The sequence below is a fragment of the Mesorhizobium sp. B1-1-7 genome, from assembly GCF_006442705.1.
GTDB classification, from domain to species: domain Bacteria; phylum Pseudomonadota; class Alphaproteobacteria; order Rhizobiales; family Rhizobiaceae; genus Mesorhizobium; species Mesorhizobium opportunistum.
The window spans coordinates 60,689-86,493 of sequence record NZ_VFWQ01000016.1 but is presented as its reverse complement, the minus strand read 5'-3'; the positions used below and the strand labels follow the sequence as shown (position 1 = coordinate 86,493).

Genomic DNA, 25,805 nt, shown 5'->3' with positions numbered 1-25,805 from the left:
CCTAAGTCTGTGATTTAAGTTCCAACGTAGGCGCCACGCGAGGCCGAATCGCGGCAACTTATGCTATGCTGCAGTCGTTATTTCCAACCATCTATCTCCAATTTTAAGGGATTGAGCTGAATGAGCGTAATGGTCAAGGAAAGCCCAATCAGCGAAAAGGACATGATCGCCGAGGCCGAGAAGGCGCTTGCCGACATCTCCAGAATTCGCGACGGGGTCGGCCGTGTCATCTTCGGCCAGGAGAATGTCGTCGAGCGCACGCTGGTGGCCCTGCTGGCCGGCGGCCACGCGCTGCTGGTCGGCGTGCCCGGCCTCGCCAAGACCAAGCTGGTGGAGACACTGGGTGTCGTGCTCGGCCTCGATTCGCGCCGCATCCAGTTCACGCCCGATCTGATGCCCTCCGACATCCTCGGCTCCGAAGTGATGGAGCAGGACGAATTCGGCAAGCGCTCCTTCCGCTTCATTTCCGGACCGATCTTCGCCCAGCTTTTGATGGCCGACGAGATCAACCGCGCCTCGCCGCGCACCCAGTCGGCGCTGCTGCAGGCGATGCAGGAGTACCACGTCACCATTGCCGGCGCCCGCCACGACCTGCCGGCGCCCTTCCATGTGCTGGCGACGCAGAATCCGCTGGAGCAGGAAGGCACCTATCCGCTGCCGGAAGCCCAGCTCGACCGCTTCCTGATGCAGGTCGACATCCTCTATCCCGAAATCGAGGCCGAGCGCCGCATTCTTCTGGAAACCACCGGTGTCGAGGACGCCAAGGCGCAGAACGTGCTGCAGCCGGCGCGGCTGAAGGATATCCAGACGCTGATCCGCCGCATGCCGGTGCCCGAAAGCGTCGTCGAGGCGATCCTGACCCTGGTGCGCTCGGCGCGCCCGGGCCAGGGCAATGCCGAGACCGACAAGCTTGTCGCCTGGGGTCCAGGCCCGCGCGCCAGCCAGGCGCTGATGCTGTGCACGCGTGCGCGGGCGCTCTATGATGGGCGGCTGGCACCCTCGGTCGACGATGTGCGGGCGCTGGCCGAGCCGGTGCTGCAGCACCGCATGGCGCTGACTTTCGCCGCCCGCGCCGAAGGCACCAGCGTGCGCGATGTCGTGGCGAAGCTTGTGAAAGGGATTTGATGGCGCGCATCGGCGAGGTCCAGGCTCCGGCGGCGACGCGCGACGCGCTCGCCCGTGGCCGGTTGCGGGCTTCGCTTGTGCCCGACCTGCTGGTCGAGGCGCGGCGCATCGTCAACACCGTGATCGCCGGCTGGCACGGCCGCCGCAAACGTGGCATCGGCGAGAATTTCTGGCAGTTCCGGCCCTATGTCGAAGGCGATTCCTCACGCATCGACTGGCGCCGCTCGGCACGCGACGACCATACCTATGTGCGCGATCGCGAATGGGAGGCCGCCCATACGGTGTGGCTGTGGGCCGACCCTTCGCCATCCATGCTCTACAAGTCGACCGGCGCCAGCGTTTCCAAGCAATCGCGCGCCCTGGTGCTCACGCTCGCCATGGCCGAACTTTTGTCGCGCAGCGGCGAGCGCATCGCCTGGCCGGGGCTGACCGATCCGTTCACTGCCCGCAACGGCGCCGAGCGCATCGCCGCCCAGCTCATGCATGCCGGCGAGCTGCCGGCAAAACCCGACCTCACGGATATCAGGCGCTTCTGCGACATCGTCATCGCCAGCGATTTCCTCGATCCCGTGGAGGAAACGATGGCCTGGCTCGGCGTGCTGGCCCGCCATGGCGTGCGCGCCCACCTGATCGAGGTCGCCGACCCGGCCGAGGAGACCTTCCCCTATGCTGGTCGCACCGAGTTCACCGATCCCGAGACCGGCGAGAAACTGACAGCCGGGCGCGCCGAAATGCTCGCCGATGAATACCGCCTGCTCTACACTGCCCGCCGCCAGGAACTGGCCGGCTGGTGCAAGCGGCTCGGTTGGAGCTTCACCGTCAATCACACCGATCGGCTGGCGTCCGACGCGCTGGTGCGCCTGCACATGGCGATGACCGCCGAGGGCGGTCATGCGGTTAGCGGTCGTGCCGGAAAGGCGGTCGCATGAGCTGGCTGCCGCTCTCCTTCGGCGCTCCCATGGTGCTGTGGGGCCTGCTGGCGCTGCCGGTGATCTGGTGGCTGCTCAGGCTGACGCCGCCCAAGCCGCAGACCGAAGTGTTCCCGCCGCTGAAGATCCTGGCCCGTGTGCTGAAACGCGAGGAGACCCCGCAGCAGAGCCCATGGTGGCTGACGCTGCTCAGGCTCTTGATGGCGGCCCTCATCGTGGCCGCCTTGGCCGAACCGGTTTTCAACCCGCGCGAAAAACTGACGGCCGAGGGAGCAGCACTTGCACTGGTCATCGACAATGACTGGGCCAGCGCCGCCGACTGGAACAAACGCGTCGCCACCGCCGAGCGGCTGATCAACGATGCCGGTTCGAACGGCGTGCCGGTCATCATCGCCTTCACCGCCGAAAAGCCCAATGCCGAGATCGGCCCTTTCGATGCCGCTTCGGCGCTCAACCGGCTGCGCGCGGCCAAGCCGCGGCCGATCCCGACTGACCGGCCCGCCGTCTATGCCCGTGTCGCCGGCGTGCTGCAGACCGTGCGCGGTGCCAGCGTCGCCGTGCTTGCCGATGGCCTGGCGGCCAAGGGCGATGAAGCAGCCTTCAACACGCTGTTGTCGAAAAATGCCGCCCGCGTCGTTTGGGCAACCGCCGACCGGCTTTCGCTGACCGGCCTCACCGCCGCCGACAATCAGGTCGACGGCTTCGCACTGACCGCCATTCGCGCGCCGGGCGACCCTGCACCGGGCCGGGTCACCGCCGGCGCTTTCGATGACAAGGGCCGCCGCATAGCCGATGCGACGCTGACCTTCGCGCCGGGCGAGGCCACCGCCACCGGCACCATGACGGTGCCGTTCGAGCTGCGCAACGACTTCGCCTCGATCGCGCTCGACGGCGAGCGCCACGCCGGCGCCGTGCGCGTGCTCGACGAAAACTCCAAGCGTCGCCGTGTCGGGCTGTTGTCGCAGGCCGAGGCCGACCAGGCGCAGCCGCTGCTGTCGCCGCTCTACTACATCAGGCGCGCACTGCAGCCCTTCGCCGATCTGGTCGAACCCTCAAGCGCCGATCTTGCCGACGCCATCCCGCAGATCCTCGACCAGAAGCCGGCGATGATCATCATGGCCGATATCGGCACCATTCCCGAGCAGGTCCGGCCAAGGCTGGTCGATTGGGTCGAAAAAGGCGGCACACTGGTACGTTTCGCCGGCTCGCGGCTGGCCGCCGCCGGCAACGACGACGACCTGCTGCCCGTGCGCCTGCGCACCGGCGAACGTTCGCTCGGCGGCGCCTTGTCATGGACGTCGCCGCAGCCGGTCACTGAATTCCCCAAGGCCGGACCGTTCGCCGATCTGGCGCCACCCACCGAAGTCACCGTGAGCCGGCAGGTGCTGGCGGAGCCAACGCCCGATATCGTCGAGCGCACCTGGGCCGCACTTGCCGACGGCACGCCGCTGGTCACCGGGCTGAAGAAGGGCAAGGGCACGCTGGTCCTGTTCCATATCACGCCGGAGGCGACATGGTCGAACCTGCCGATCTCCGGCAGCTTCGTCGAGATGCTGCGCCGCATCGTCCAGCTGTCGCGCAACCAAGGCGCTGCGATCGCCAACGCCGAAGCCGCCGCCACCTCGCTCGCGCCCTATCGCATGATAGCGGCCGACGGCTCGCTGGTGCCGCCGACGCCGGATGCACGGCCGCTGGTGCCGGGGGCCGGTACACTGCCGGTGACCTTCGAGAACCCGCCCGGCCTCTACGGTTCCGAGACTGGCGTCTTCGCTCACAACCTGCTCGATGCCGCAAGCACGCTGACCCCGCTGGCGCGCCCGCAAATCACCGTGCCGGTCACCTCGATCCAGTATGCCTTCGACGAATCGCGCAACCTGAAGGGCGGGCTGGTTGCCGCTGCTTTGATACTGATGCTGCTCGACACGCTGGCGGTGTTGTGGATGGGCGGCCTGTTTTCGCGCCGGCCGCGCCGCGCCGGCGCGGTGGCGACCACCGCCGCGATCCTGATCGCGCTCGGCGCTTTGTTCGGTCATGCCGACCTTGCCCGCGCCGACGATGCCAAGCCCGGCGACGAGGTGGCCATCGAGGCGATTTCCAAGACCCGCATCGCTTATGTGCTGACCGGCGTGCCGGGTGTCGATTCGATCAGCCGCGCCGGCCTCGAGGGCCTGACTCGCTTCCTGATCGAAAAGACCGCGCTCGAACCTGGCGAGCCGGCCGGCGTCGACATTTCGAAAGACGAGCTGTCGTTCTATCCCCTGATCTACTGGCCGATCGACCCATCCGCGCCGATGCCGAGCCAGGCGGCGATCGCCCGCATCGACGCCTATATGCAGCAGGGCGGCACGGTGCTGTTCGACACGCGCGACCAGTTTGCCAACGGCATCGGCGCCGATTCCACCAGCCCGGCGACCGAACGGCTGCGCGACATTCTCGGCAGCCTCAACGTGCCGCCACTGGAGCCGGTGCCATCGGACCATGTGCTGACCAAATCCTTCTTCATCCTGCCCGAATTCCCGGGCCGCTTCGCCGGCAGCCCGCTCTGGGTCGAGACATCGCTCGATGCCAGCAACGCCGACAACCGGCCGGTGCGCACCGGCGACGGCGTCTCGCCAATCATGATCACCGCCAATGATTTCGCCGGCGCCTGGGCGGTCGACGAGAATGGCGACCCGCTGCTGCCGACCGTGCCGGCCGACCCGATGCAGCGGATCTACGCGCTGCGTGCCGGCGTCAACATCATGATGTACATGCTGACCGGAAACTACAAATCCGACCAGGTGCATGTCCCGATACTGCTCGAACGGCTGGGGCAGTAAGATGATGCTCCTTGTTGCACGACTCGAGTGGATCGACCCTCCCCACAAAGCGGAGGGTAAGGCATGAACTGGTCGATCTCCTTCGAGCCGCTGATCTCGTCCTGGCCCTTGCTGGCCTTGGTGCTGGTGCCATTGGCGCTGCTTGCGCTGGTCGGCCTGTGGTTTCGCCAGCGCGGCGGTGTCCTGCGCTTCGTCGCCCTGCTGGCGCTCGCCGCCGCCCTCTTCAACCCGGTGTTCCTCAACGAGGAGCGCGAGCCGCTGAAGAGCGTCGTCGCCCTGATCGTCGACCGCAGCCAGAGTCAGGACATCGGCGACCGCACCAGGCAGACCGACGAGGCGTTGGCCGGCCTGCAGCAGCGGCTTGGCCGCTTCAAGCAGTTCGACGTCCGCGTCGTCGAAGCCGGCAAGTCCGAAGCCGCCGACGAGCGCACCGAGACACGCCTGTTCGGTGCGCTGGAAGGCGCCTTCCGCGACGTGCCGCCATCGCGCATCGGCGGCGCCATCATGGTCACCGACGGCGAAGTGCATGACGCACCGCCCGGCGCGCCCGATTTCAACGCCCCGCTGCATGCCCTGATCACCGGCAACGATCACGAAAAGGACCGCCGTATCCGCTTCGAGAACGCGCCGCGTTTCGGCCTCGTCGGCAAGCCGCTCGATATGACCTATCGCGTCATCTCGACGGAAAACGAGACCGGTCCGGTCGATGTGCGCGTCTCGGTCAATGGCGAGCAGGTCGCTGTCGAGCATGCGACCGTCGGCCAGGCGATGCCGCTGCAGGTGACCATCCCGGGCGCCGGGCGCAACATCATCGAACTCGCCATCGACCGCGAGCCGGGCGAACTGACCGACACCAACAACCGCGCCATCGCGCTGGTCGACGGCATCCGCGAGAACCTGCGCGTACTGCTGGTTTCGGGCGAGCCGCACGCGGGCGAGCGTACCTGGCGCAACCTGTTGAAATCCGACGCCTCCGTCGATCTCGTCCATTTCACCATCCTGCGGCCGCCGGAAAAGCAGGACGGCACGCCGATCAACGAATTGTCGCTGATCGCCTTCCCGACGCGTGAGCTGTTCGTCGAGAAGATCAAGGATTTCGATCTCATCATCTTCGACCGCTACCAGCACCGCGACGTGCTGCCGATCCTCTATTACGACTACATCTCCGAATATGTCGAAAAGGGCGGCGCGCTGCTGATCGCCGCCGGCCCCGAATATGCCGGCGAAAGTTCGATCGCGCGTACGCCGCTGATGTCGGCCCTGCCGGCCATGCCGACCGGCGAAGTGGTCGACAAGGCCTTTTATCCGCGCCTCACCGATCTCGGCCAGCGCCATCCGGTGACCCGCGGCCTCGACGGTTCGGCCACCGAGCCGCCGCACTGGAGCCGCTGGTTCCGGACCATCGGTGTGCAGAACCCGCAGGGCGAAGTGGTGATGAAGGGCGCCGACAACCGGCCGCTGCTGCTGCTCGACCGCAAGGGCGAAGGCCGTGTCGGCATGCTTCTGTCGGACCAGGGCTGGCTGTGGGCGCGCGGCTTCGAGGGCGGCGGTCCGCATGTCCAGCTCTACCGGCGCATCGCCCACTGGCTGATGAAGGAGCCCGAGCTGGAGGAAGAGCGGCTGACCGCCGATGGACGCGGCATGGTGCTGGAGATCCGCCGCCAGACGATGGCCGACGACCCCGGCCCCGCGCAGATCATCACGCCCTCCGGCAAGACCTTGACCGTCAAGCTCGAGAAATCCGAACCCGGCGTCTTCCTCGGCAGCGTCGAGACCAACGAGATCGGCCTCTTCCAGGTTGCCAATGGCGACCTCACCGCGCTCGCCCATGTCGGACCGGTCAACGCACCGGAATTCTCGGATGTCATCTCCACCGAAAACCGGTTGAAAGCGCCGGCGGAAGCCACCGGCGGCAGCGTGCGCCGGCTGGCGTCATCCTCCGCCCTTGGCGGTGATGTGACGCTGCCCTCCATCGTGCCGGTGCGCTCGGCCGGCGAAGCCTCCGGCAGCGATTGGATCGGCCTGCGCACCACTGACGACAGCGTGCTCAAGGCCGTCTCGCGCGTGCCGCTGTTTGGCGGCTTCCTCGGCCTCGGCCTGTTGCTCCTGGCGATGGGCTCGATGTGGTACCGCGAGGGACGGTGAGCTTCCTTCTCCCCGTCACTATACGGGGAGAAGGTGCCGGCAGGCGGATGAGGGGCAGCGCCAGCCTTCGCGATCTTCACTACTTGCGTAAATGACCATTGTCGGCGCCGCCCCTCATTGTCCTGCCGGACATTTCTCCCCGTATAGTGACGGGGAGAAAAACGCTGTCGTGCCCTACTCCTCCGGCTCAGTCGTGAACAGCAGCGGGTAGCCCTTGGCCTTGCCGGCGTCGGTGGCCCGCGTCGCCTTGGTTTCGGCGACATCCCTGGTGAAGACGGCGACCACGCAGACGCCGCGCTGGTGGGCGGTGATCATGATCCGGTGCGCCTGGTCTTCGCTGAGCTTGAACTCGCCCTTCAGCACCGTCACCACGAATTCGCGCGGCGTGAAATCGTCGTTGATGAGGATGACCTTGTAAAGCTTCGGCCGCTCGGTTTGCGGCTTGACCTTGGTGCGCGGTTTTGTGGTGATTTCAGGCATTGGAACCGACAGTTTCGCGATCGGGCTTCGGTCCGCATTTTGCCACGGGCGCCAGCGATCGTCCATTTTGATCGGCGCGCAACCCGATAGAGCAATTCCAGGAAAAGTGTGAAACGCTTTTCCGTCCGGAATTGCGTCAAAACAAAGGGTTAGAGCAGTTTACCGTTTCCATGAAACGGTGAACTGCTGCTAACCGGCATGACGCGACCGTTCACAATCATGTGGGCAGTTGCCGGCCGCGCTTCAACGGTCCTGGCGGCCGAAGATGTGGCGGCCTGAAGCTGGCCGCAAGCTGCCGGCATCCGCCCGGCGTTCCATCCAGGCAGCGATCGGCCACGCCACGACGCAGATCAGTGTCACGCCGGTGAGCATGATCAGCAGCCACGTCTGCGCCGGCGTGATGTAGTCCCAGTTGCTGGAGATTGCCGGTGCAAACAGCGAAGGCTCGGTGCGTCCGCTCGCCGGATCCGGCACCGGGCTGGCGGAAAACAGAATCAGCACCCTGGCGACACCGGTGGCAACGAGGCCGCCAATTGCCATCGAACGAAAAATGGACGAAAGCCGCTTCTTCATGCGGATTGTCCTACACGGCCGGCGTTGAAAACGGGTTAAATGCGATCAGGATATCTGGCTGGAAACCGGTGTTCAGCCGTCGACCGTTTTCCTGGCAGAAGGCCGCCCCAGCCGGTCTGCGGCTGGAACGGCCTCGCCAGAACTGACCTCGAAACGGATCAGGGCTTCTTCGCAGCAGGCTTCGCAGCAGCAGGCGCAGCGGCAGCGGCAGCAGCCTTGGCCGGGGCCTTCTTGACCGGGCACTTGTGCTTCTTGGTCACCTTGCAAACGGCCTTCTTGGCGACCTTCTTCGGCGCAGCCTTCATCGGAGCAGTGGCAGCCGGAGCGGTGGTCGTGGTAGCCGGAGCGGTGGTCGTGGCAGCCGGAGCAGCGGTCGTGGCGGTTGCGGCATTGCCGAGAGCGGGCATCGCGAAAGCGAGAGCGACGGCGAGACCGGCGGCGGAAAGGATGGACTTTTTCATGGCTTCATTTTCCTTTTTTTGCGGGTCAAGTTCGAGTTTCACTGAACCGGGTCGTTCGGTGTCACTCCAAGCAGCTTCAAAGCGTTGGCGAGCATCCGGATGCCCTGCGCCTGTTTCTTGGCTGCGCAGTACCGGTTGCCCTTTCTCTGAAGTGCCTTTGCCGCGGTGACCTGCGTTGCCGTGGCATGTGTTTCGAGGGCTTCGTCAAATTGGTGGCTGAGATTGGCGCACCGTTCGCTCCGGGTGAGCGGCGCCTTTGCGTCCGATTGTCCGACAGCGGCAGTGACCAGGCCAAGGCCCAGCAACGCACCCAACAAACTGATCGACAACCTTGGCATTGGTTTTTCCGCGAACCCGGAGATTAGCGTCGCAGCCGATAACCTGACCGCCACGTCACCGTTATGCCGCCCTACCTTTTCAGGAGTTTTTCCCGATTGTAGAATTTTGTTTCTGGATTGTGTCTGGCTGGCCCGGCTGGTGCATATCGCCCAAAAGTGGTTCCGGTTTCGGGCTTTGACGCCCCATTGCATTCGGTGTGGAGAAGGCGGAATTCGTTCTTCCTTGAAATGCAAGGCACTGGCCAACATATGGCCCGAATTCTATCGTGTGGCTCACCGGCCAAGAATGACTTGGCCGGCAACCGGGACAGGCACCTGTGAAATCCGATGCGCACATACTGATCGTCGACGACGACAAGGGCATCCGTGACCTGCTTCAGGAATTCTTCCAGAAGCGGGGCCTGCACACCTCGGTCGCGGCCGACGGAATCGAGATGGAAACGATCCTGCGCCGCGCGCAGGTGGACCTCATCGTGCTTGACGTGATGCTGCCCGGCAAGAGCGGGCTTGAACTGTGCCGCGACCTTCGCGCCCAGTATTCGACGCCGATCATCATGCTGACCGCCGTCACCGAGACGACCGACCGCGTGGTCGGCCTGGAGATGGGCGCCGACGACTATGTTCCCAAACCCTTCGACCCGCGCGAACTCCTGGCCCGCATCCGCGCGGTGCTGCGGCGCAACGGTGCCGCCGCCGAACCCAAGCGCGCCACCTCCAAGCAGATCTACCGCTTCGCCGGTTGGACGATGGACTGTTCGCGGCGCCGGCTGACCGCGCCCGACGATGTCAGGGTCGAACTGACGATGGCCGAGTTCAACCTGCTGCAGACCTTCGTCAAGAGCGCCCAGCGCGTGCTGACCCGCGACCAGCTCATCGAGCTTTCCGGCGGCGACAGCGACTATTCCTTCGACCGCAGCATCGACATCCTGGTCAGCCGGCTGCGGCGCAAGATGGAAGACGACCCAAAGACGCCGAAACTGATCCTCACGGTGCGCAGCGGCGGCTATCAGTTCCTGCCCGAGACGATCTCCGAATGAGACGTTTCCTGCCGCAGACCTTGCCTGTCTGGGTGCTGCTGATCGTCATTGCCGGCCTGCTGATCAGCCAGGTCGCGACCCTCTACATCGTGTCGCGCGACCGTGCCGCCGCCAACGACGTGGTCGATCTCTACCGCCTCAACGACCGCGCCTTCTCGCTGGTCCAGCTGATGCATGACGCCACGCCGGAGGAGCGCAAGGCAACCGCGGCCGGCCTGTTCAATTCGACTTATGCGCTGACCGTCTCGGACACGCCCGCGGTCACCTCCTCGATCGCCGGCGACGACGAACTGGCCGAGCTCGAGGACATCCTCGTCGGCCGGCTGTCGAAGTTCGGCATCACCGACGCGCGCGTGCGGCGCGACCCGGCGACGCGCGAGGCCGACGACGCCGGCGGCACCGAGCCGGGGGCCGATATCGGCCAGGTCGAGCGCGACCTCTTGGTGCTGGCCGCCGATTTCGCCCAGAGCGACAAGCTGACGGCATCGCTGCGCTTCGCCGACGGCCAGTGGCTGAACTTCACCGAGCCGATCACGCCCGTCGGCCCGATCCTCAGCGTCGACAGCCTGCCGCTCTATTCGCTGATCGCCGGACTGGTGGTCATCATGTCGATCTGGTCGCTGCGCCGGCTGACGGCGCCCTACCGCATGATGGAAACCGCCGTGAACAGGATCGGCAAGGACCTGAAGAGCCCGCCCATCGCCGAATCGGGCAGCCGCGAGGTCCAGGCCGCCGCCAGGGCGATCAACGCCATGCAGGCCAGGCTGCGCGAATATGTCGAGGACCGCGAACATCTGGCCGCCGCACTCGCGCATGACCTGCGCACGCCGATGACGCGGATGCGGCTGCGCCTGGAGCTGTTGCGCAAATCGGCGGTGCGCGAGGCGCTGGCGCACGATCTCGCCGACGTCGAGAGCATCGCCAGTTCAGTGATCGACTTCGCCACCTTCGAGGTGACCGAGGAGAAGAGCGAACGCATCGACTTCTGGTCGCTCGTGGAATCGATCGCCGATGCCTACCCGGACGTCTCCTTCGACAATGACGATACTCGCTCACGCGGCTTGATCTGCATGGCGCGGCCGGTTGCGCTGAAGCGCTGCGTCACCAATCTGGTGCAGAACGCCGTAACCTACGGCAAGAAGGCGCATCTGAGCCTGCACCGCTCCGACCGCACGATCACGCTTGCCATCCGCGACGAAGGACCGGGCATACCGCAGGCCCAGATCGATGCCGTGTTCGGTTCTTTCGTTCGCCTCGAACAATCCCGCAACCGCCAGACCGGCGGCCTCGGTCTCGGCCTCACCATCGCCCGCAACATTGCCCGCGCCGCCGGCGGCGAGGTCCGCCTGTCCAACCATCCTGCCGGCGGCCTGCTGACGGAGCTACGCTTGCCGCTGGCGGCCTGACGCGGGTCGTCCAAAATGCCGGCCTCGCAAGAGGCGCGGCGATCAGGGATGGTCCCCGTTTGCCGATTTTCAACGGATGACGGCGATTTTCCATGCCAGCAGGGCAATTATTGCCATCACGCTGGACAACGTTGCCCAACCGTGCCGCCCGAATGCATGCAGGACAAGAACCGCCAGCGCGGCACTGACTGCCGCGAACGCCCCTTCGATATAAAAGAGCTGGTTTGCACTCAGCGGCGTACCGGTCGCCCCGCCGATCCTGAAGAATTCCAGGATCGATCGCATCGCGATCACAAGCAGCATGCCGAGCGCCGTTTGAGCGACCCGCGGTTTAGAAAGCCAATTCCGAATCCGCTTCAACGCGCCCTGTCCCTGCAAGACCGCGCTCGACTACCGCCGCAGCACTGCGCTCAGCACATCCCTGATGCCGATGGCGCCGACGAAGCGGGACTGGTCGTCGAACAGCGCCACCGGTGCGGTCTGCGAGCGGTGCATGGCCAGCATCACCGTTTTCAGCGATGTGCCGGGATTCGCCCAGAACACTTGCGCTGCTTCCTCCGACTGGGCTTCGACATCGGCGCAGGACATCCAGACCGCCGGCTTGCCGTCGCGTTCGGCTGCCGCCACCAGCCCGTGGTCGTCGATCTTGAAGCGCGTCGTCTTGCGCCGATCGAGCCATACCCAGCCATTGTCGCCATGCTCCAGGTCGCGGCGGTCGCGCATGACGTTCCAGGCGGTCAGCACCGACAGCGGGTTCACATTGGCGATGAAGTCGCGGACATAGTCGTTGGCGGGACGCAGCACGATGTCTTCGGGCGCGCCGGTCTGGACGATGCGGCCGCCCTCCATGATGGTGATATGGCTGCCGATCTTCAGCGCCTCCTCCAAATCGTGGCTGACGAAGATGATGGTCTTCTTCAGCTCGGCCTGCAGCTGCAGCAATTCGTCCTGCAGCTTGGTGCGGATCAGCGGGTCGAGCGCCGAGAACGGCTCGTCCATCAACAGGATCGGCGCTTCGGTGGCGAAGGCGCGCGCCAGGCCGACGCGTTGCTGCATGCCACCCGACAGTTCATGGGCGTATTTGTTCGACCACTGGTCGAGATTGACCAGCTTGAGCTGCCTGTGCACGCGCTCCTTGCGTTCGGCGTCCGGCACGCCGGCGAGTTCGAGGCCGAGCCCGACATTTTCTTCCACCGTACGCCACGGCAACAGGCCGAACTGCTGGAACACCATCGCCACCTGCTTCTGGCGTAGGCGCCGCAATGTGGCCTGGTCGCAAGTCACGACATCGACGATCTTGTCGCCGTCCTTGACCAGGACCTGGCCACGCGACACCACGTTAAGCCGGTTGACGGCCCGAAGCAGCGTCGACTTGCCGGAGCCCGACAGGCCCATCAGCACCGAAATCTCGCCTTCGTGCACGGTGAGGCTGGCGTCGGCGCAGCCCAGCACATTGCCGGTCTTCTCGAGGATTTCGGCGCGTGTCGCGCCCTTGTCGATCATCGCCAGCGAGCCCGCCTGGTCGGCGCCGAAGACGATGTCGACGTTCTTGAAATCGACGGCGACGGTCATTTCTTGCCTCCAACGCCAATGCGGGTCATCCGGTCGAGCACGATGGCAAGCACGACGATGGCGAGACCGGCCTCAAGCCCGAGATCGATGCGGCGCGAGCCGAGCGCGCGGTTGATTTCCGTGCCGAGGCCGCCGGCGCCGATCAGTGCGGCGAACACCACCATCGACAGCGACAGCATGATCGACTGGGTCAGCCCCGCCATGATGGTGGGCAATGCCGAGGGCAGTTCCACCTTCCACAAAAGCTGGCTCTTGGTGGCGCCGAACGCCTCGCCGGCTTCGATGATCGACTTCGGCACCGAGACGACGCCGAGGTGGGTGAGCCTGACCGCGGTCGGGATGACGAAGATGATGGTGACGATGAGGCCGGGCGCATTGCCGAGGCCAAACAGCGTCAGCACCGGGATCAGGTACACGAAGGTCGGCAGCGTCTGCATCAGGTCGAGCACCGGCAGCATGATGCGGTAGACCTTGGGCTTGTGCGCCGCCCAGATGCCGAGCGGCACGCCGATGGCCATCGCCATGGCGGCGGCCGCCACGACCAGCACCAGCGTCTGCACCGTCTGCTTCCACAGGTTCTGGTTGATGATGAAGATCAGGCCGAGGAATACGCCGATGGCGAGCGGTCGAGACCGCTGCAGCAGCCAGGCAATGACAGCGATGACGAGCGCCAGCAGCACCGGCGGCACCATCAGCAGGATGTTGACCAGCCCGTCGAGCAGGAAATTCAGCCCATTCGAAAAAGCCCTGAACACGGTGTCGAAATTGTCTGTGAGGAAACCGAAGAACGCCTTTCCCCAGGCGCCGATCGGAATCTTGTGATCGACCATGAATTTCGAAATCGGATCCATATCGCCCCTCTCATGCGCGAAGCCGCCGGCCCCAACTCTCGCAACGTCATCTTGTCACAGCATATGAAAAAGGGCAGCCTTTTCCAGTGGCTGCCCTCTTCTTCCCACAGCGCCGCGCGTCTTTTCAGACGCGCAAAGGACGCTGCGGCACGTTTCTTTGCGCATGATCCCTTTCCGAAAATCAAAGCCGATTTTCGGGGTCATGCGTCTAGGCCGAAACAAAAGCCGGCTCAGCCTCCGAGCGCGGTCTTGATCGCGGCCGCGGCGTCGCCGCCGTCGAAGGTGGTCACGCCGGCGATCCATGGCTTGACGGCATCCGGATTTTTCTTCAGCCAGTCGGTCGCAACCGTGTTGGCGTCGCCGCCTTTCAGGATGGCTTCCATCATCTGGCCTTCCATATCCAGGTTGAACTTCAGATTGGCGATGAACTTGCCGGCATTCGGGCATTCGGTGGTGTAGCCCTTGCGCGCGACGGTGTAGACGGTGGCGGCGCCGAAACCGCTGTCGCCCATGCCATCGAGATAGGTGATCTTCATGGCGCCCATCACCGGGTGCGGCGTCCAGCCGAGGAAGGCGATCCACTCATTGTTCTTCATCGACTGCTCGGCCTGCGTCAGCATGCCGGCCTCCGACGACTCGACCAGTTCGAAGCCCTCGAGATTGTCCTTCGGGTTCTTGATCATGTCGAGGATGATACGGTTGCCGTCATTGCCGGCCTCGATGCCATAGATCTTGCCGTTGAATTTGTCCTTGAACTTGCCGATGTCGGTCAGCGACTTCACGCCGGCGTCCGCGACGTAGGTCGGCACGACGATGCCGTAGCCGGCGCCGGTCAGGTTGGTGCTGATGGTCTCGACCGAACCATCGGCGGTGTAATCCTTGATGTCGTTGGTCATCGACGGCATCCAATTGCCGAGAAAGACATCCAGATCCGTGTTCTTCAGCGACGCCATGGTCACCGGCACCGACAGCTGGATCGTTTGCGGCTCGTAGCCGAGCGCGGTGAGCAGCACCGAGGCGACGCCGGTCGTCGCCTGGATGTCGGTCCAGCCGACATCGGAGAGACGCACGGCCTTGCAGCTTGCCGGATCGCCGGCAAAGGCAGCACTCGTGGACAGGAAAGCCGCCAGGCCGAGGCCGGCGACGAAGGAATTCATACGCGACATAGACAAGTCTCCCATTGTGATTCTTTGGCGAAGCGTAGTTACGGTTTCTCTGCCCGCCTTGTTTCGTCAGCCAAACACCATTCTGGTGTGGATTCAAGCGCTAAGGCAATCACGATCAACGGCGCGGAATGGCCCATCAGCGACACGGTTGGCGCTTTTGCGGGTACGATCGGCCTGATCTGGCTGCCGTGATGGCGGCTTTTTCAGGGGAATGCGCTGACGGCCCCTCCCCGCGCCTCGCCAACTCGGCTTAAGGTCTGTTCAGATTCAGGTCAGGCCGCGCCGAAAATGGTGGGTTCCGAGAACCGAAGCGGAGCGTACTTTTCGTACGTGAGCATCGGAAGCGCAGGGAGCCGCCATTTGCAGGCCGGCCTCACCTGAATATCAACAGACCTTACAGGGCAGCATGGCCAAGCTTTACTTCCACTACGCGACGATGAATGCCGGCAAGACGACGATGCTGCTGCAGGCTTCATATAACTATCGCGAGCGCGGCATGACGACGATGCTGTTCGTCGCCGGCCACTACCGCAAGGGCGACAGCGGCCTGATCTCGTCGCGCATCGGGCTGGAGACCGAGGCCGAGATGTTCCGCGACGGCGACGATCTGTTCGCCCGTGTTGCCGAGCATCATCAGCGCAGCGCCGTGCATTGCGTCTTCGTCGACGAGGCGCAGTTCCTGGAGGAGGAGCAGGTCTGGCAGCTCGCCCGCATCGCCGACCGGCTGAACATCCCCGTCATGTGCTATGGCCTGCGCACCGATTTCCAGGGCAAGCTGTTTTCCGGCTCTTGCGCGCTGCTGGCCATCGCCGACGATCTGCGCGAAGTCCGCACCATCTGCCGCTGCGGCCGCAAGGCGACAATGGTCGTGCGCCTCGGCCCCGACGGCAAGGTCGCCCGGCAAGGCGAACAGGTGGCGATCGGCAAGGACGTCTACGTCTCGCTCTGCCGCCGCCACTGGGAAGAAGAAATGGGCCGCGCCGCACCCGACGACTTTATCGGCTTCGTGAGGAACTGATCGGGGGCGGCGCCGGCCCAGGCTTTGTGCAGCCGGGTCGGGCATCCATCCGCCACGATGCAGCGTTTGTTAAGGCGCCGGCCCTATAAGACCGTCAGCCGGAACCCCTGGAGGTCAGCCATGCTTCGAGCCGTTTCGTCAGCCAGCATCCTTCTGCTGGCCACCTCCATTGCCGCTCACGCCGACGGTGACCCCGTGCAGGGCAAGCACGTCTTCAACCGCTGCATCGCCTGCCATGAAGCGGCCACCGACCGCGACAAGGTCGGCCCGCATCTGATGGGTGTCGTCGGCCGCACCGCGGGCAGCGCCGAAAGCTTCCTTGGCCACTATTCGGAAGCCATGAAAAACGCCGGCGCCGCCGGTCTCGTCTGGGACGAGGCAAACCTTGCCGAATACCTCAAGGCGCCCAGGCTGAAGGTGCCTGGCAACAAGATGGCTTTCGGCGGCCTCAGCAGCGACGACGACATCGCCAACGTCATCGCCTATCTGAAGGCCGATCCCAAGCCCTGAGCAGCATGATGGCGCCGGCTGACGCCCGGCATGGAGCGGCTGCTGCAACTGGTCAGTTGTTGTCCGGCTTCAGGACCATCCTAATCGATGGAGACTGACTGCTTTGCCGGCGTGGAAGTTCAAAATCAGCTGAACTATGCTCGGCTCACCAGCTAATCACGCCATGACCACCGCTCCACTGCCTTTCAAGGGCACAGCGTGATATTTTGTTTTCGCACCGTCCCTGTCTTCACGTCTTTCAATCCCCTGATACCCCACATATATTCGCCGCTGTTCGCAACCAGCGACCTGATGCCGAAGCGGGAGGCCCCTATGGCGACATTGCAGAATTTCGATGCCGAAATTGCCAAGACCAAGCAGGTCGTCCAGGATATGCGCACCAAGATCGAGCAGTCCGGCACCGTGCTCGACACGCTTGCCACCGCCGACAAGAAGATCGGCGACGCCAATTTCGACATCGAGAACGCCCGCATCGAGGATGTGCTGAAGCAGCAGAAGGTGATGGAAGGCAACATCGCCGACCTTATCATCGGACTGGAGGATGCCACCAACGTCTTTGGCGCCGAGTTCGAAAGCATGAAGAACTACACCGGCTGGGAAAACTTCATCGGCATCTTCTCCAGCCAGAGCAAGCAACGCATGCGCACCGACCGTGTCCGCAACATGTCGCTGGCCGGCAATCTGCAGGAGCTGCTGGCCAAGTCCGACACCATCGTCGGCATCCTGAAGGCGCAGAAGGAGGTCCTCGACCAGCGCTACAAGACCTCCGAAACCAGCCTGTCGCAGGTGATCGAGCGCCGCAAGACAACCATGTCCAACCTCGAAGCCGTGCAGAAGCGCATCGAAGAGCTCAACCCGATGCTGCTCGACATCGAGAACAAGATCGCCGCCTCGACCAGCCAGAAGGACCGCACGCAGCTCGAAGGCGAGCGCTCCAAGCTCGCCACCGAGTACAACGAGAAGCAGGCCAAGGAACAGGAACTGCTGGCCGAGAGCCAGACGCTGGAGCGCTACACCTCGATGTTCCAGACCTTCGTGGATTCGCTCAACAACCAGATCGCGGCGCAGTCGACGTTGATCAACAAGCTGACCATCGATACCGAGCAGCGCATCGTGCTCTACAAGGCGCTGGAAGATTCGCTGAAGACCGCCGCCCAGCAGGACGTCGCCCACAAGATCAACACGCTGGGCAGCCAGGTCGACAACACCGCCGAGGAAACCATGGCCGGCATCGGCGCCGCCTCGCAAAAGCACATCGGCGACCTGCTCGAAATGCACGAGAAGAACATGGTCGCCAGCGCCGACATCCAACGCCGCAAGAAGCTTGCCGACGACGCCTTCGCCCGCCGCTTCGACGAGGTGCTGAAGAAGCACAATTCGGCCAACTACGTACAGTCTTAATTGCTGCACTCGCCAGTGTCGCGTTCCGACTTGAGGCCAGTAGCATGACCCCCGAAAACGACGCGGCGGCGCGGTATTTCTCGGCAATCACGGCCGCGCTGAGCGGCCTGGAAGTGTTCATGCGCGACGACCGCTCGCCGCTCTACCGGCACGGCATCGTCGCCAAGATCGTCGCCGAATACATCGCCCGGCTCGACAAATCCTTCTCCTGCTGGCGCAACCGGCTGGGCTTCGTGGACACGTTCCGCATTTCGCGCGCCGAAAGCGGCTTTCCAGTGTTCCAGAACCTGCTCGAACTGGAGAACGACCGCCGCCAGGCGGACAGCCGGCTCGCCAACATCCCGCTGGCCGGCGAATTGCGCGAGGAGATGGCCGATTTCATCCTGCGCCACAAGGAATTCCCCGAGGCGCTGCAGAAGTCGATGGCCGAGCGGCTCTATCTCGAGGACGTCAAGAGCGAGCAGACCTTCGGGCCTTTCACCCTGGCGCAGACCGCCAAGGTCTCGGTCAACCCGAAGACGGCGCGGCCCTACTATCTCGTCCATTGGGCGACATTCGACGGCAGCGCCAACCTGCCCCTGGTTTACATGGTGACGGTGGAAGATTCCTCGGAAACCATGGTCAGCCAGCTCGTCGACAGGAACGGCAAGCTCAACGACAAGGTCGACATTCCGCTGCCGGTCGACGGCCTGCTCAATCCGGAGCTCGCCCACCGCTTCGATGATTTCACCGAGAAGAATTCCGCCTACACCCTGTCGCCGGCGACGATCGCCGTCAACCTCGACAAAGATTTCGAGCCGCTGCACCCCAAGCAATTGCGCCGCGTCGTGCTCGGTCCCTTCTATTCGGCTGGTATCACCGACAACAATTCGACGGTGACCGAGGTGCTGGCCAAGGTGCGCAAGCCCGAGAATGCCTGGCTTTTGACCTGGACCATCCAGGAAGTCTATTCCAAGGCCGAGAAACCTGGCCGCAGGGGGCTGTTTTCAAGCGAGAAGACGACCCAGGAATTCTTCATCAACACTGACGATCTGGAGGCCGCGCGCCAGGGCGTGTCGAGCTACGAGAACCACGCACTGATCCCGCACGAGGCCTACCAGGCGCTCTACGCCGCCGGCGAGGCGCAGAAGATCTTTTCCGGCTACAAGGTCCACATCCTGTCCAACGGACAGGTCATCTCGGACGTCTGACCGTCACACCACGGAGCAACCTTCATGGATACCGGCCTGACCACCATCCCGGAAGCGGCAATCGAGAAGCACCGCGCCACCGCGCAGAGCTTCATCACCCGCATCGTCGTGCTGGAGGATCCCTCGCGAGAATCCGGCACGGCGCTGGCCGGCACCAACCGCCGCTTCGTCCCCACTGTATCGGTGGGTTCGGTGCGCCGCACGCGCGAGGTCGAGCTGTCGAAGACAGTCGGCGCCGTCCATCCCGACGACCAGTTGCTCACCATCCCGCAGCACACGCTTCTGTTTCGCGCCCGGCGCGGCACGGCCATTGCCCTGGCCATATCGGATGTTTTCGCCGAAGGCTCCGACCTCGAAAGCCTGCAGGCGAAGAACACCCGCGCCCCGCTCGAAGGCGACGAGGCATCGGCCTTCAAGAAGCTGCTGTCGGCCTCCGCCTATATCTCCGCCTTCAGCCTGGCATCCTATCTGTTCCAGCTGATCGACAGCGACGGCGAGGCGCCCAACGACATCCCGGAGCCGGATTTCCTGTTCGATACGCCGCAGGACGCGGTGAAGTCGATCCTGGCCGGCCTCGACAAGGCGATATCGGGCGCATCCGACGACGCCGACCTGATGACGCGCGCGCGCGCCTTTGCCCGTGTCGCCATCGATGGGCTGTTGGCGCGAAAAGGCCGCTTCGACGGCATAGGGCCATTCGAGAACGCCCATATCCGCATCGACGCCGACGATTTCACTCTCGACGGCTTCGACGTCGCCCCCGGCAAGCGCTCCAAGCCGCTGGTGATGACCTTCAAGACGCCCGAAGAGGTCGTCGGCAACCACATCGCCAAATACCAATCGGTCAAGCTCGCCAAGATGCTGATGGCCTACGATTTCGAGCGCGAGCTGAACCCGTTCGTCGAACTCGGCGGCTTCCTGTTCACCTTCATCGGCGACGGCGCGCCCGGCACCGGCAAGACGACGCTGATCCAGATGATCGCCGGTCTGGTCAACGGCTACTGCCAGGTCGCGGGCTATCCCTTCGCCTACGAGAATTTCGGCGTCGACCAGATCTCGTCCTATCAGGGCAAGTCGGGCCAGAACTGCCGCCAGTTCATCAACAATGTGCTGAACCCGCGCGTCATTGGCTTCGGCACCATCGACGACATCGACCAGGTGGCCGCCAAACGCTCCGACGACCGCGCCTCCGCCGGCCAGCAGGAGATCACCGGCGTCTTGATGGACGCGTTCGCCGGTGCCGCCACCGTGGTGCGCGGCAACTGCTCGTTCGGCATGTTTTCCAACTATCCCGAAAATGTCGACGATGCGCTGCGCCAGCGCGCCGGCGCCCGCTGGCTGGTCGACGGGCCGCAGAGCCGCGACGACTACATCGACATCTTCGTGCTGCTCGCCGGCAAGAACCACAAGATCCCGCTCGGTGACCACGAACTCTACGCCGCGCAGGAAATCCAGCGCGCCGTGACCGAGGCCTACGAGGAGCACGAGAAGCCGCAGGAGGACGGCCTGATGAAGGTCTACGAGCGCTACATGAAGGAGAATGGCGCGCCCAAGACCATGGCCGACATCGGCACCTACCTGCACCTGATCAAGGATGCCGAGCCGCGCTTCACCGGCCGCGCGATCAAGAACGTCACCGACGCCATCAAGATGCGCGCCATGGACATCGAGCTTCCCGACGACTGGTTCGAGAAGCCGGAAGCCTTCATGCACAAGGCCTACGACGACAAGAAAGCCATGATCGAGGAACTGCGCGGGCCGTTCTCGATGGACATGGTCATGCAGGAGATCAACCGCTACGCCGACTCGGAATTCCGCTATTCCGACAAGTCCGATGATGCCGCCGTGGAGAAGCTGCTGCGCGACGCTAGGCTGCGCGAGAGGGCGGGGCGTGAGATGGAGGAGATGAAGAAGAAGGGACTGTGGAATGCGTGACGTGCGCCGGCATTCCCTTCTCCCCTTGTGGGAGAAGGTGTCGCCGAAGGCGACGGATGAGGGGTGTTCCAGCTTGGCAAGGACGGCGATCCGTCACCCACCCCTCAACCGTCTCGGCGCTGCGCGCCGATCCACCTTCTCCCACAAGGGGAGAAGGAAGGCTCGCGCCCCTCATCCGCCCTTCGGGCACCTTCTCCCCGTGAACGGGGAGAAGGCAAAATGAGCGCCAAAAAACCCGACCTTCTGCGCGACAACGAACTCATCTACGGCCGACTGCTCACCGTCGACGAGCCGCATCTCATCCAGCGCTACAACAAGGCGCTGGCCGCATTCGGCCTCAAGCCGACCAAGCTTGCGAGCTTCCAGATCGACCGCACCGGCTTCTCGCCCGAGATCGCCGATGAATGCGGCGACCCTGATTATCTCGATCCCAACGAGGTCAACCGCCGCTTCATCATCCTGACGCCGTCGCAGATCGACTTGCCGGTGGTGCACACCGCCTTCTCCAACACCTCGCAGCTGATGTTCGAGTTCATGTCCAAGAACCAGCGCGCCATCGACGCGCTGACCATCAAGGATGTCATCTACGGCGAGATCGAGGATACCGTTCCCAAGGTCAACGACATCGAGGACCTGCTGTCGATCAGCCAGGTCGAGTTCAAGGTGCTTTCCGCCGAGGACGTGCTGGGCAAGGCGGCCGAACTCGGCAAGCTCGTCGACAGGCTGAAGCAGGAGCCGGACGCCTGGCGCGACAATGCCATGCTGACCCGCATGGTGGAGCTGGCGAAAATCTGCGGCGACATCCGTGAGAACGCGCTGGTGCCCGACCAGGTGATCTTCCGCCACAACGCCTACTGGACCAGCCATTTCGGCGGGCTCTACGTGTTCGTCGACCCCGACATGACGACGGTGATCAGCGATCCGGCCGCCCCCGGCTTCCGCCGCTCGCGGCCCTGGCAGGTCAGCTATCTCTCGATCAACGACGCCGACAAGGTGTTCAAGTTCCTGGCCAGCACCGGCCGCATCGAACTGCCGCGCGCCTCATGGATCGAGTCGTCCGGCTATCTCGAGCACCGGGCCGAGATGGTGGTGCGTGCGCTGATCCGCGACGCCGAACCCGACCGCAACCTGACCGATGTCGACAAGGTCTGGCTGCAGACCTGGATCCAGAGCCATGCCGACCTGATCGCCAAGGACGGCAATTTCCCCTTCCTCAATGCCGCCAAGCGCGAGATCGCCCAGCTTGGCCACCTCAAGATCGAAGATGTGTTTCCCCAGCAGCGCTTCCTGGTGACCCGTGCCAAGCCGGACCATCCGGACGCATGGCTGACCAACCGTCTGATCTCGGATTTCGTGCCGTCGGACTTCGTCTCGCGCTACATCTTCAACAAGCAGGGCTTCTACAAGGACTATGACGGCTTCAGCGACGGCTGGCGATCGCATGTTGTGGACGTTCTGAAAACCACATATTTGAAGGACAAGGTGGCGTTTCGCACGCGCCTCTACGGTCTGACCGACTAGAATGAAATGACCCGTCATTTCGTTCTAACTTGTTGTTTTGGTGCATGTTATTTAAAAAAGTCCGCAACTTTTTTGACATCATGCTTTGAGGGGGTGACGTGAGCCATGCTTGATCCGATCGTGAATTTCTTCACCCGCATTTTCCAGTGGATCGGCCGCGGCATCGGCCTCGTCATCGGCGTGATCCTGTGGCCTTTCCTGTGGGCGGGGCGCTGGTATACGCAGCGCGGCTGGATCCTCAAGGCTGTGGTCGGCCTGGCTTTGCTGGTGCTGGTCGGCCTCTACGCCAATTTCTTCTACGCCACCCAAGGGTGGAGCAATTTCAACCCGACCTATCCCGACACTTACACCTTCGAGAAGCGCAATGTCTCCGCCGGCGAGCAGGTCGCCGCCGGCAGCGGCACCGACACGGCCAAGACTTGCGGCAACTCCGCCATCGCCCAGGTGGCGGCCGATCTGATCGACTTCAACGTCAATCAGAATGCCTGGGTCTCGTCGATGGTCCTCTACAAGCTCGGCTTGTTCGGCATCGACTGGGACGACACGCCCTGGATGGACAACAAGGCTTCGTTCCAGCGTGGCATCAACCAGGCGGTGCGGCGCACCGCCACCGAGCTTGCCGACAATCTTGGCCGCGTGCGCACCACCTCGCAGATCGATACCAACCTCCAGGATGCCCGCGGTCAGCTGCAGTATGACGAGTCCATCTGGTACATCAGCCGCAACGGCATGACCGCGACCACGCCCAGCATGTATCGCCGTGCGATGGGCAATCTGCGCTCTTTCAACGCTCGCCTCGCCACCTGCCAGGCGACCTTCGATGCCCGCGCCGACAATCTGAAGCAGTATATCGACCGCATTGCTTCGGACATCGGTTCAACCTCGGCCATCCTCAAGGAGCGTGCCGAAAACCACAACAATGGCTGGTTCGACACCCGCGCCGACGACCGCTACTGGTTCGCCTATGGCCAGCTCTATGCCTATTACGGGCTGATGAAAGGCGCTCAGGCCGATTTCGAGGATGTCCTCAAGGAAAAGCACCTGCAGAGCCTGTGGGACACGATGGATGCCCAGTTCGTCTCGGCTCTCAGGATCCAGCCCTTCATCATCGCCAATGGCCGCGAGGATGGCTGGCTGTTGCCGACACACCTGACGACGATGGGCTTCTACATCCTGCGTGTGCGCTCCAACATGGTCGAGATCAGCAATGTTCTGACCCAGTAGCGCTGAGCCGCAATGCATGTCGTCCAAAGTGGTCCCGGTTTTGGGAGAACGACATGCATAAAGCAAAGGGCAAGCCGATGGCGGATTTGCGCCGTCGCCTCTGTCGCATTCGGTGCATTGTGCGGCTGTTTTGAGACGGCGGAAGCCTCCCTGCTCTGGCTTCTATACGGCGCGGCAAGCGGAGCCAGGAAGAACCGAGGACAGGTCGGCCGGCCGCAGAGGAATTTTCTCTAGAGGAAACATAGTTGCATGCAAGTTGACGCCACGGCAGCGAGAGGGTTAGAACATGCCCGCGCGCCCGGTTCCAACCTGTTTGCGATAGAGATCAACCCCGTCCCCTCCACCGTCCAATCCAGAGGAAAGCCGTTATGGCCGAAGTGAAGTCCGACATCGAGATCGCGCGCGGCGCCAGGAAAAAGCAGATCCAGGAGATCGGCCAGAAGATCGGCATCCCGACCGAACACCTGCTGCCCTATGGCCACGACAAGGCCAAGATATCAGCCGAATTCATCAAGTCGGTGAAAGGCAACAAGGACGGCAAGCTGATCCTGGTCACCGCCATCAACCCGACCCCGGCCGGCGAAGGCAAGACCACCACCACGGTCGGCCTCGGCGACGGCCTGAACCGCATCGGCAAGAAGGCGATCGTCTGCATCCGCGAGGCCTCGCTCGGCCCGAATTTCGGCGTCAAGGGCGGTGCCGCCGGCGGCGGTTACGCACAGGTCGTGCCGATGGAGGACATGAACCTCCACTTCACCGGCGACTTCCACGCCATCACCACCGCGCACAACCTTTTGTCGGCGCTGATCGACAACCACATCTACTGGGGGAACGAGCTCGGCATCGACACCCGCCGTGTGGTGTGGCGCCGCGTCATGGACATGAACGACCGGGCGCTGCGCGAGATCATCTGCTCGCTCGGCGGCGTCGCCAACGGTTTCCCGCGCGAGGCCGGCTTCGATATCACCGTCGCCTCGGAAGTCATGGCGATCCTGTGCCTGTCGACCGACCTGAAGGATCTGGAAAAGCGCCTTGGCGACATCATCGTCGCCTATCGCCGCGACAAGTCGCCGGTCTATGCCCGCGACCTCAAGGCCGACGGCGCCATGGCCGTGCTCTTGAAGGATGCCATGCAGCCCAATCTGGTGCAGACGCTGGAGAACAACCCGGCCTTCGTGCATGGCGGCCCGTTCGCCAACATCGCGCATGGCTGCAACTCGGTCGTCGCCACCACCACGGCGCTGAAACTCGCCGACTACGTCGTCACCGAGGCCGGCTTCGGCGCCGATCTCGGCGCCGAGAAATTCTTCGACATCAAGTGCCGCAAGGCGGGCTTGAAGCCGGCAGCTGCCGTCATCGTCGCCACTGTGCGCGCCATGAAGATGAATGGCGGCGTCAAGAAGGAAGACCTCGGCAAGGAAAACGTCGAAGCGGTGAAGAAGGGCTGCGCCAACCTTGGCCGTCACATCGAGAACATCCGCCAGTTCGGCGTGCCGGCGGTGGTTGCCATCAACCATTTCTATTCCGACACCGACGCCGAGATCCAGGCGATGAAGGACTATGTCGCCTCGATGGGCGAAGAGGCGATCCTGTGCAAGCACTGGGCCAACGGCTCGGCTGGCATCGAGGATCTTGCCAACAAGGTGGTGGCGCTGGCCGAATCCGGCGCCTCGCAGTTCGCGCCGCTCTATCCCGATGCCATGCCGCTGTTCGAGAAGATCAACACCATCGTCCAACGCATCTATCGCGGCTCGGAGGCGATCGCCGACAAGTCGGTGCGCGACCAGCTCAAGGCCTGGGAAGACGCCGGCTACGGCAACCTGCCGGTCTGCATGGCCAAGACCCAGTACTCGTTCTCGACCGACCCGAACCTGCGCGGCGCCCCGACCGGACACACCGTGCCGGTGCGCGAAGTCAGGCTTTCGGCCGGTGCCGGCTTCGTCGTCATCATCTGCGGCGAGGTCATGACCATGCCCGGCCTGCCCAAGGCGCCCTCTTCGGAGAAGATCTTCCTCAACGAGGCCGGCCAGATCGAAGGGTTGTTCTAAGCAATTCCAGGAAAAGTGTGAAACGGTTTTCCGTCCGGAATTGCGTCAAAACAAAG

Annotated in this window: 22 protein-coding genes; 14 read left to right on the top strand and 8 right to left on the bottom strand. The window is 63.6% G+C overall.

Going from position 1 to position 25,805, the window contains the following annotated elements; translation table 11 throughout:
* The first annotated feature begins 120 nt into the window (after positions 1–120).
* The 4 genes from FJ978_RS25280 to FJ978_RS25265 all read left to right on the top strand — a co-directional run bounded on the left by FJ978_RS25280 (position 121) and on the right by FJ978_RS25265 (position 7,018).
* Positions 121–1,125 carry a MoxR family ATPase gene (locus FJ978_RS25280; RefSeq protein WP_140574835.1) on the top strand — a complete coding sequence of 335 codons (1,005 nt, stop codon included), beginning with the start codon at positions 121–123 and terminating at the stop codon, positions 1,123–1,125.
* Positions 1,125–2,054 (top strand): DUF58 domain-containing protein, encoded by a 930-nt coding sequence (locus FJ978_RS25275; RefSeq protein WP_013893448.1) that lies wholly within the window; start codon positions 1,125–1,127, stop codon positions 2,052–2,054. Before FJ978_RS25280 ends, FJ978_RS25275 begins: the two co-directional genes overlap by 1 nt.
* The gene (locus FJ978_RS25270; protein WP_140574834.1) at positions 2,051–4,873 is read left to right on the top strand and encodes a DUF4159 domain-containing protein; all 2,823 of its coding nucleotides are present in this window, start codon (positions 2,051–2,053) and stop codon (positions 4,871–4,873) included. The genes FJ978_RS25275 and FJ978_RS25270 overlap by 4 nt, the downstream gene beginning before the upstream one ends.
* A gap of 63 nt (positions 4,874–4,936) precedes the next feature.
* Positions 4,937–7,018, top strand: coding sequence for a hypothetical protein (locus FJ978_RS25265; protein ID WP_140574833.1), 2,082 nt, complete (start codon positions 4,937–4,939; stop codon positions 7,016–7,018).
* Positions 7,019–7,192: 174 nt separating this feature from the next.
* Here the strand turns inward: FJ978_RS25265 and clpS are convergent, their stop codons facing one another.
* The 4 genes from clpS to FJ978_RS25245 form a co-directional block, all read right to left on the bottom strand.
* Entirely contained in the window at positions 7,193–7,498 is a 306-nt protein-coding gene (gene clpS / locus FJ978_RS25260; RefSeq protein ID WP_013893445.1) for an ATP-dependent Clp protease adapter ClpS, read from the bottom strand.
* 243 nt (positions 7,499–7,741) lie between these two features.
* The gene (locus FJ978_RS25255) at positions 7,742–8,071 is read right to left on the bottom strand and encodes a hypothetical protein (protein WP_140574832.1); all 330 of its coding nucleotides are present in this window, start codon (positions 8,069–8,071) and stop codon (positions 7,742–7,744) included.
* A gap of 158 nt (positions 8,072–8,229) precedes the next feature.
* Positions 8,230–8,532: a hypothetical protein gene (locus FJ978_RS25250; RefSeq protein WP_013893443.1), complete on the bottom strand. Its 303-nt coding sequence runs from the start codon at positions 8,530–8,532 to the stop codon at positions 8,230–8,232.
* Between the two features lie 38 nt (positions 8,533–8,570).
* Positions 8,571–8,870 (bottom strand): hypothetical protein, encoded by a 300-nt coding sequence (locus tag FJ978_RS25245; RefSeq protein ID WP_013893442.1) that lies wholly within the window; start codon positions 8,868–8,870, stop codon positions 8,571–8,573.
* Between the two features lie 317 nt (positions 8,871–9,187).
* Between FJ978_RS25245 and FJ978_RS25240 the strand changes: the two genes are divergently transcribed.
* Both FJ978_RS25240 and FJ978_RS25235 read left to right on the top strand, forming a co-directional pair.
* Positions 9,188–9,907, top strand: a complete 720-nt coding sequence (locus FJ978_RS25240) for a response regulator transcription factor (protein ID WP_013893441.1) — start codon at positions 9,188–9,190, stop codon at positions 9,905–9,907.
* Entirely contained in the window at positions 9,904–11,313 is a 1,410-nt protein-coding gene (locus FJ978_RS25235; RefSeq protein ID WP_013893440.1) for an ATP-binding protein, read from the top strand. Before FJ978_RS25240 ends, FJ978_RS25235 begins: the two co-directional genes overlap by 4 nt.
* 69 nt (positions 11,314–11,382) lie before the next feature.
* Here the strand turns inward: FJ978_RS25235 and FJ978_RS25230 are convergent, their stop codons facing one another.
* The 4 genes from FJ978_RS25230 to FJ978_RS25215 all read right to left on the bottom strand — a co-directional run bounded on the left by FJ978_RS25230 (position 11,383) and on the right by FJ978_RS25215 (position 14,902).
* Positions 11,383–11,616, bottom strand: a complete 234-nt coding sequence (locus tag FJ978_RS25230; protein ID WP_013893439.1) for a hypothetical protein — start codon at positions 11,614–11,616, stop codon at positions 11,383–11,385.
* Between the two features lie 87 nt (positions 11,617–11,703).
* A complete protein-coding gene (gene choV, locus FJ978_RS25225) occupies positions 11,704–12,885 on the bottom strand; it encodes a choline ABC transporter ATP-binding protein (protein ID WP_013893438.1) in 1,182 nt (393 codons plus the stop codon).
* Positions 12,882–13,736 (bottom strand): choline ABC transporter permease subunit, encoded by an 855-nt coding sequence (gene choW, locus FJ978_RS25220; protein ID WP_013893437.1) that lies wholly within the window; start codon positions 13,734–13,736, stop codon positions 12,882–12,884. Before choW ends, choV begins: the two co-directional genes overlap by 4 nt.
* 230 nt (positions 13,737–13,966) lie before the next feature.
* Complete coding sequence (locus FJ978_RS25215; protein ID WP_140574831.1) at positions 13,967–14,902, bottom strand: choline ABC transporter substrate-binding protein; 936 nt, start codon at positions 14,900–14,902, stop codon at positions 13,967–13,969.
* Positions 14,903–15,308: 406 nt separating this feature from the next.
* Between FJ978_RS25215 and FJ978_RS25210 the strand changes: the two genes are divergently transcribed.
* The 8 genes from FJ978_RS25210 to FJ978_RS25175 all read left to right on the top strand — a co-directional run bounded on the left by FJ978_RS25210 (position 15,309) and on the right by FJ978_RS25175 (position 25,749).
* The gene (locus FJ978_RS25210; protein WP_140574829.1) at positions 15,309–15,920 is read left to right on the top strand and encodes a thymidine kinase; all 612 of its coding nucleotides are present in this window, start codon (positions 15,309–15,311) and stop codon (positions 15,918–15,920) included.
* Between the two features lie 120 nt (positions 15,921–16,040).
* Complete coding sequence (locus FJ978_RS25205) at positions 16,041–16,430, top strand: cytochrome c family protein (protein WP_140574827.1); 390 nt, start codon at positions 16,041–16,043, stop codon at positions 16,428–16,430.
* A 312-nt stretch (positions 16,431–16,742) separates the two neighbouring features.
* Positions 16,743–17,831, top strand: coding sequence for a hypothetical protein (locus FJ978_RS25200; protein ID WP_013893433.1), 1,089 nt, complete (start codon positions 16,743–16,745; stop codon positions 17,829–17,831).
* A 44-nt stretch (positions 17,832–17,875) separates the two neighbouring features.
* Positions 17,876–19,021, top strand: a complete 1,146-nt coding sequence (locus FJ978_RS25195; protein WP_013893432.1) for a hypothetical protein — start codon at positions 17,876–17,878, stop codon at positions 19,019–19,021.
* 24 nt (positions 19,022–19,045) lie between these two features.
* The gene (locus FJ978_RS25190) at positions 19,046–20,956 is read left to right on the top strand and encodes an ATP-binding protein (protein ID WP_140574825.1); all 1,911 of its coding nucleotides are present in this window, start codon (positions 19,046–19,048) and stop codon (positions 20,954–20,956) included.
* A gap of 219 nt (positions 20,957–21,175) precedes the next feature.
* Positions 21,176–22,477: a DUF6638 family protein gene (locus tag FJ978_RS25185; protein WP_140574823.1), complete on the top strand. Its 1,302-nt coding sequence runs from the start codon at positions 21,176–21,178 to the stop codon at positions 22,475–22,477.
* Positions 22,478–22,582: 105 nt separating this feature from the next.
* On the top strand, positions 22,583–23,701 hold the full coding sequence (locus FJ978_RS25180; RefSeq protein WP_140574821.1) for a DUF2333 family protein: 1,119 nt from the start codon (positions 22,583–22,585) through the stop codon (positions 23,699–23,701).
* Between the two features lie 368 nt (positions 23,702–24,069).
* Positions 24,070–25,749, top strand: a complete 1,680-nt coding sequence (locus tag FJ978_RS25175) for a formate--tetrahydrofolate ligase (RefSeq protein ID WP_140574819.1) — start codon at positions 24,070–24,072, stop codon at positions 25,747–25,749.
* Positions 25,750–25,805: the final 56 nt, after the last annotated feature.

What these genes read in the sequence shown, in the direction of transcription:
- FJ978_RS25280 (WP_140574835.1), top strand. Translation starts at nt 121, where the DNA reads ATGAGCGTAATGGTCAAGGAAAGCCCAATCAGCGAAAAGGACATGATC.
- FJ978_RS25275 (WP_013893448.1), top strand. Translation starts at nt 1,125, where the DNA reads ATGGCGCGCATCGGCGAGGTCCAGGCTCCGGCGGCGACGCGCGACGCG.
- FJ978_RS25270 (WP_140574834.1), top strand. Translation starts at nt 2,051, where the DNA reads ATGAGCTGGCTGCCGCTCTCCTTCGGCGCTCCCATGGTGCTGTGGGGC.
- FJ978_RS25265 (WP_140574833.1), top strand. Translation starts at nt 4,937, where the DNA reads ATGAACTGGTCGATCTCCTTCGAGCCGCTGATCTCGTCCTGGCCCTTG.
- clpS (WP_013893445.1), bottom strand. Translation starts at nt 7,498, where the DNA reads ATGCCTGAAATCACCACAAAACCGCGCACCAAGGTCAAGCCGCAAACC.
- FJ978_RS25255 (WP_140574832.1), bottom strand. Translation starts at nt 8,071, where the DNA reads ATGAAGAAGCGGCTTTCGTCCATTTTTCGTTCGATGGCAATTGGCGGC.
- FJ978_RS25250 (WP_013893443.1), bottom strand. Translation starts at nt 8,532, where the DNA reads ATGAAAAAGTCCATCCTTTCCGCCGCCGGTCTCGCCGTCGCTCTCGCT.
- FJ978_RS25245 (WP_013893442.1), bottom strand. Translation starts at nt 8,870, where the DNA reads ATGCCAAGGTTGTCGATCAGTTTGTTGGGTGCGTTGCTGGGCCTTGGC.
- FJ978_RS25235 (WP_013893440.1), top strand. Translation starts at nt 9,904, where the DNA reads ATGAGACGTTTCCTGCCGCAGACCTTGCCTGTCTGGGTGCTGCTGATC.
- FJ978_RS25230 (WP_013893439.1), bottom strand. Translation starts at nt 11,616, where the DNA reads ATGCTGCTTGTGATCGCGATGCGATCGATCCTGGAATTCTTCAGGATC.
- choV (WP_013893438.1), bottom strand. Translation starts at nt 12,885, where the DNA reads ATGACCGTCGCCGTCGATTTCAAGAACGTCGACATCGTCTTCGGCGCC.
- choW (WP_013893437.1), bottom strand. Translation starts at nt 13,736, where the DNA reads ATGGATCCGATTTCGAAATTCATGGTCGATCACAAGATTCCGATCGGC.
- FJ978_RS25215 (WP_140574831.1), bottom strand. Translation starts at nt 14,902, where the DNA reads ATGTCGCGTATGAATTCCTTCGTCGCCGGCCTCGGCCTGGCGGCTTTC.
- FJ978_RS25210 (WP_140574829.1), top strand. Translation starts at nt 15,309, where the DNA reads ATGGCCAAGCTTTACTTCCACTACGCGACGATGAATGCCGGCAAGACG.
- FJ978_RS25205 (WP_140574827.1), top strand. Translation starts at nt 16,041, where the DNA reads ATGCTTCGAGCCGTTTCGTCAGCCAGCATCCTTCTGCTGGCCACCTCC.
- FJ978_RS25200 (WP_013893433.1), top strand. Translation starts at nt 16,743, where the DNA reads ATGGCGACATTGCAGAATTTCGATGCCGAAATTGCCAAGACCAAGCAG.
- FJ978_RS25195 (WP_013893432.1), top strand. Translation starts at nt 17,876, where the DNA reads ATGACCCCCGAAAACGACGCGGCGGCGCGGTATTTCTCGGCAATCACG.
- FJ978_RS25190 (WP_140574825.1), top strand. Translation starts at nt 19,046, where the DNA reads ATGGATACCGGCCTGACCACCATCCCGGAAGCGGCAATCGAGAAGCAC.
- FJ978_RS25185 (WP_140574823.1), top strand. Translation starts at nt 21,176, where the DNA reads ATGAGCGCCAAAAAACCCGACCTTCTGCGCGACAACGAACTCATCTAC.
- FJ978_RS25180 (WP_140574821.1), top strand. Translation starts at nt 22,583, where the DNA reads ATGCTTGATCCGATCGTGAATTTCTTCACCCGCATTTTCCAGTGGATC.
- FJ978_RS25175 (WP_140574819.1), top strand. Translation starts at nt 24,070, where the DNA reads ATGGCCGAAGTGAAGTCCGACATCGAGATCGCGCGCGGCGCCAGGAAA.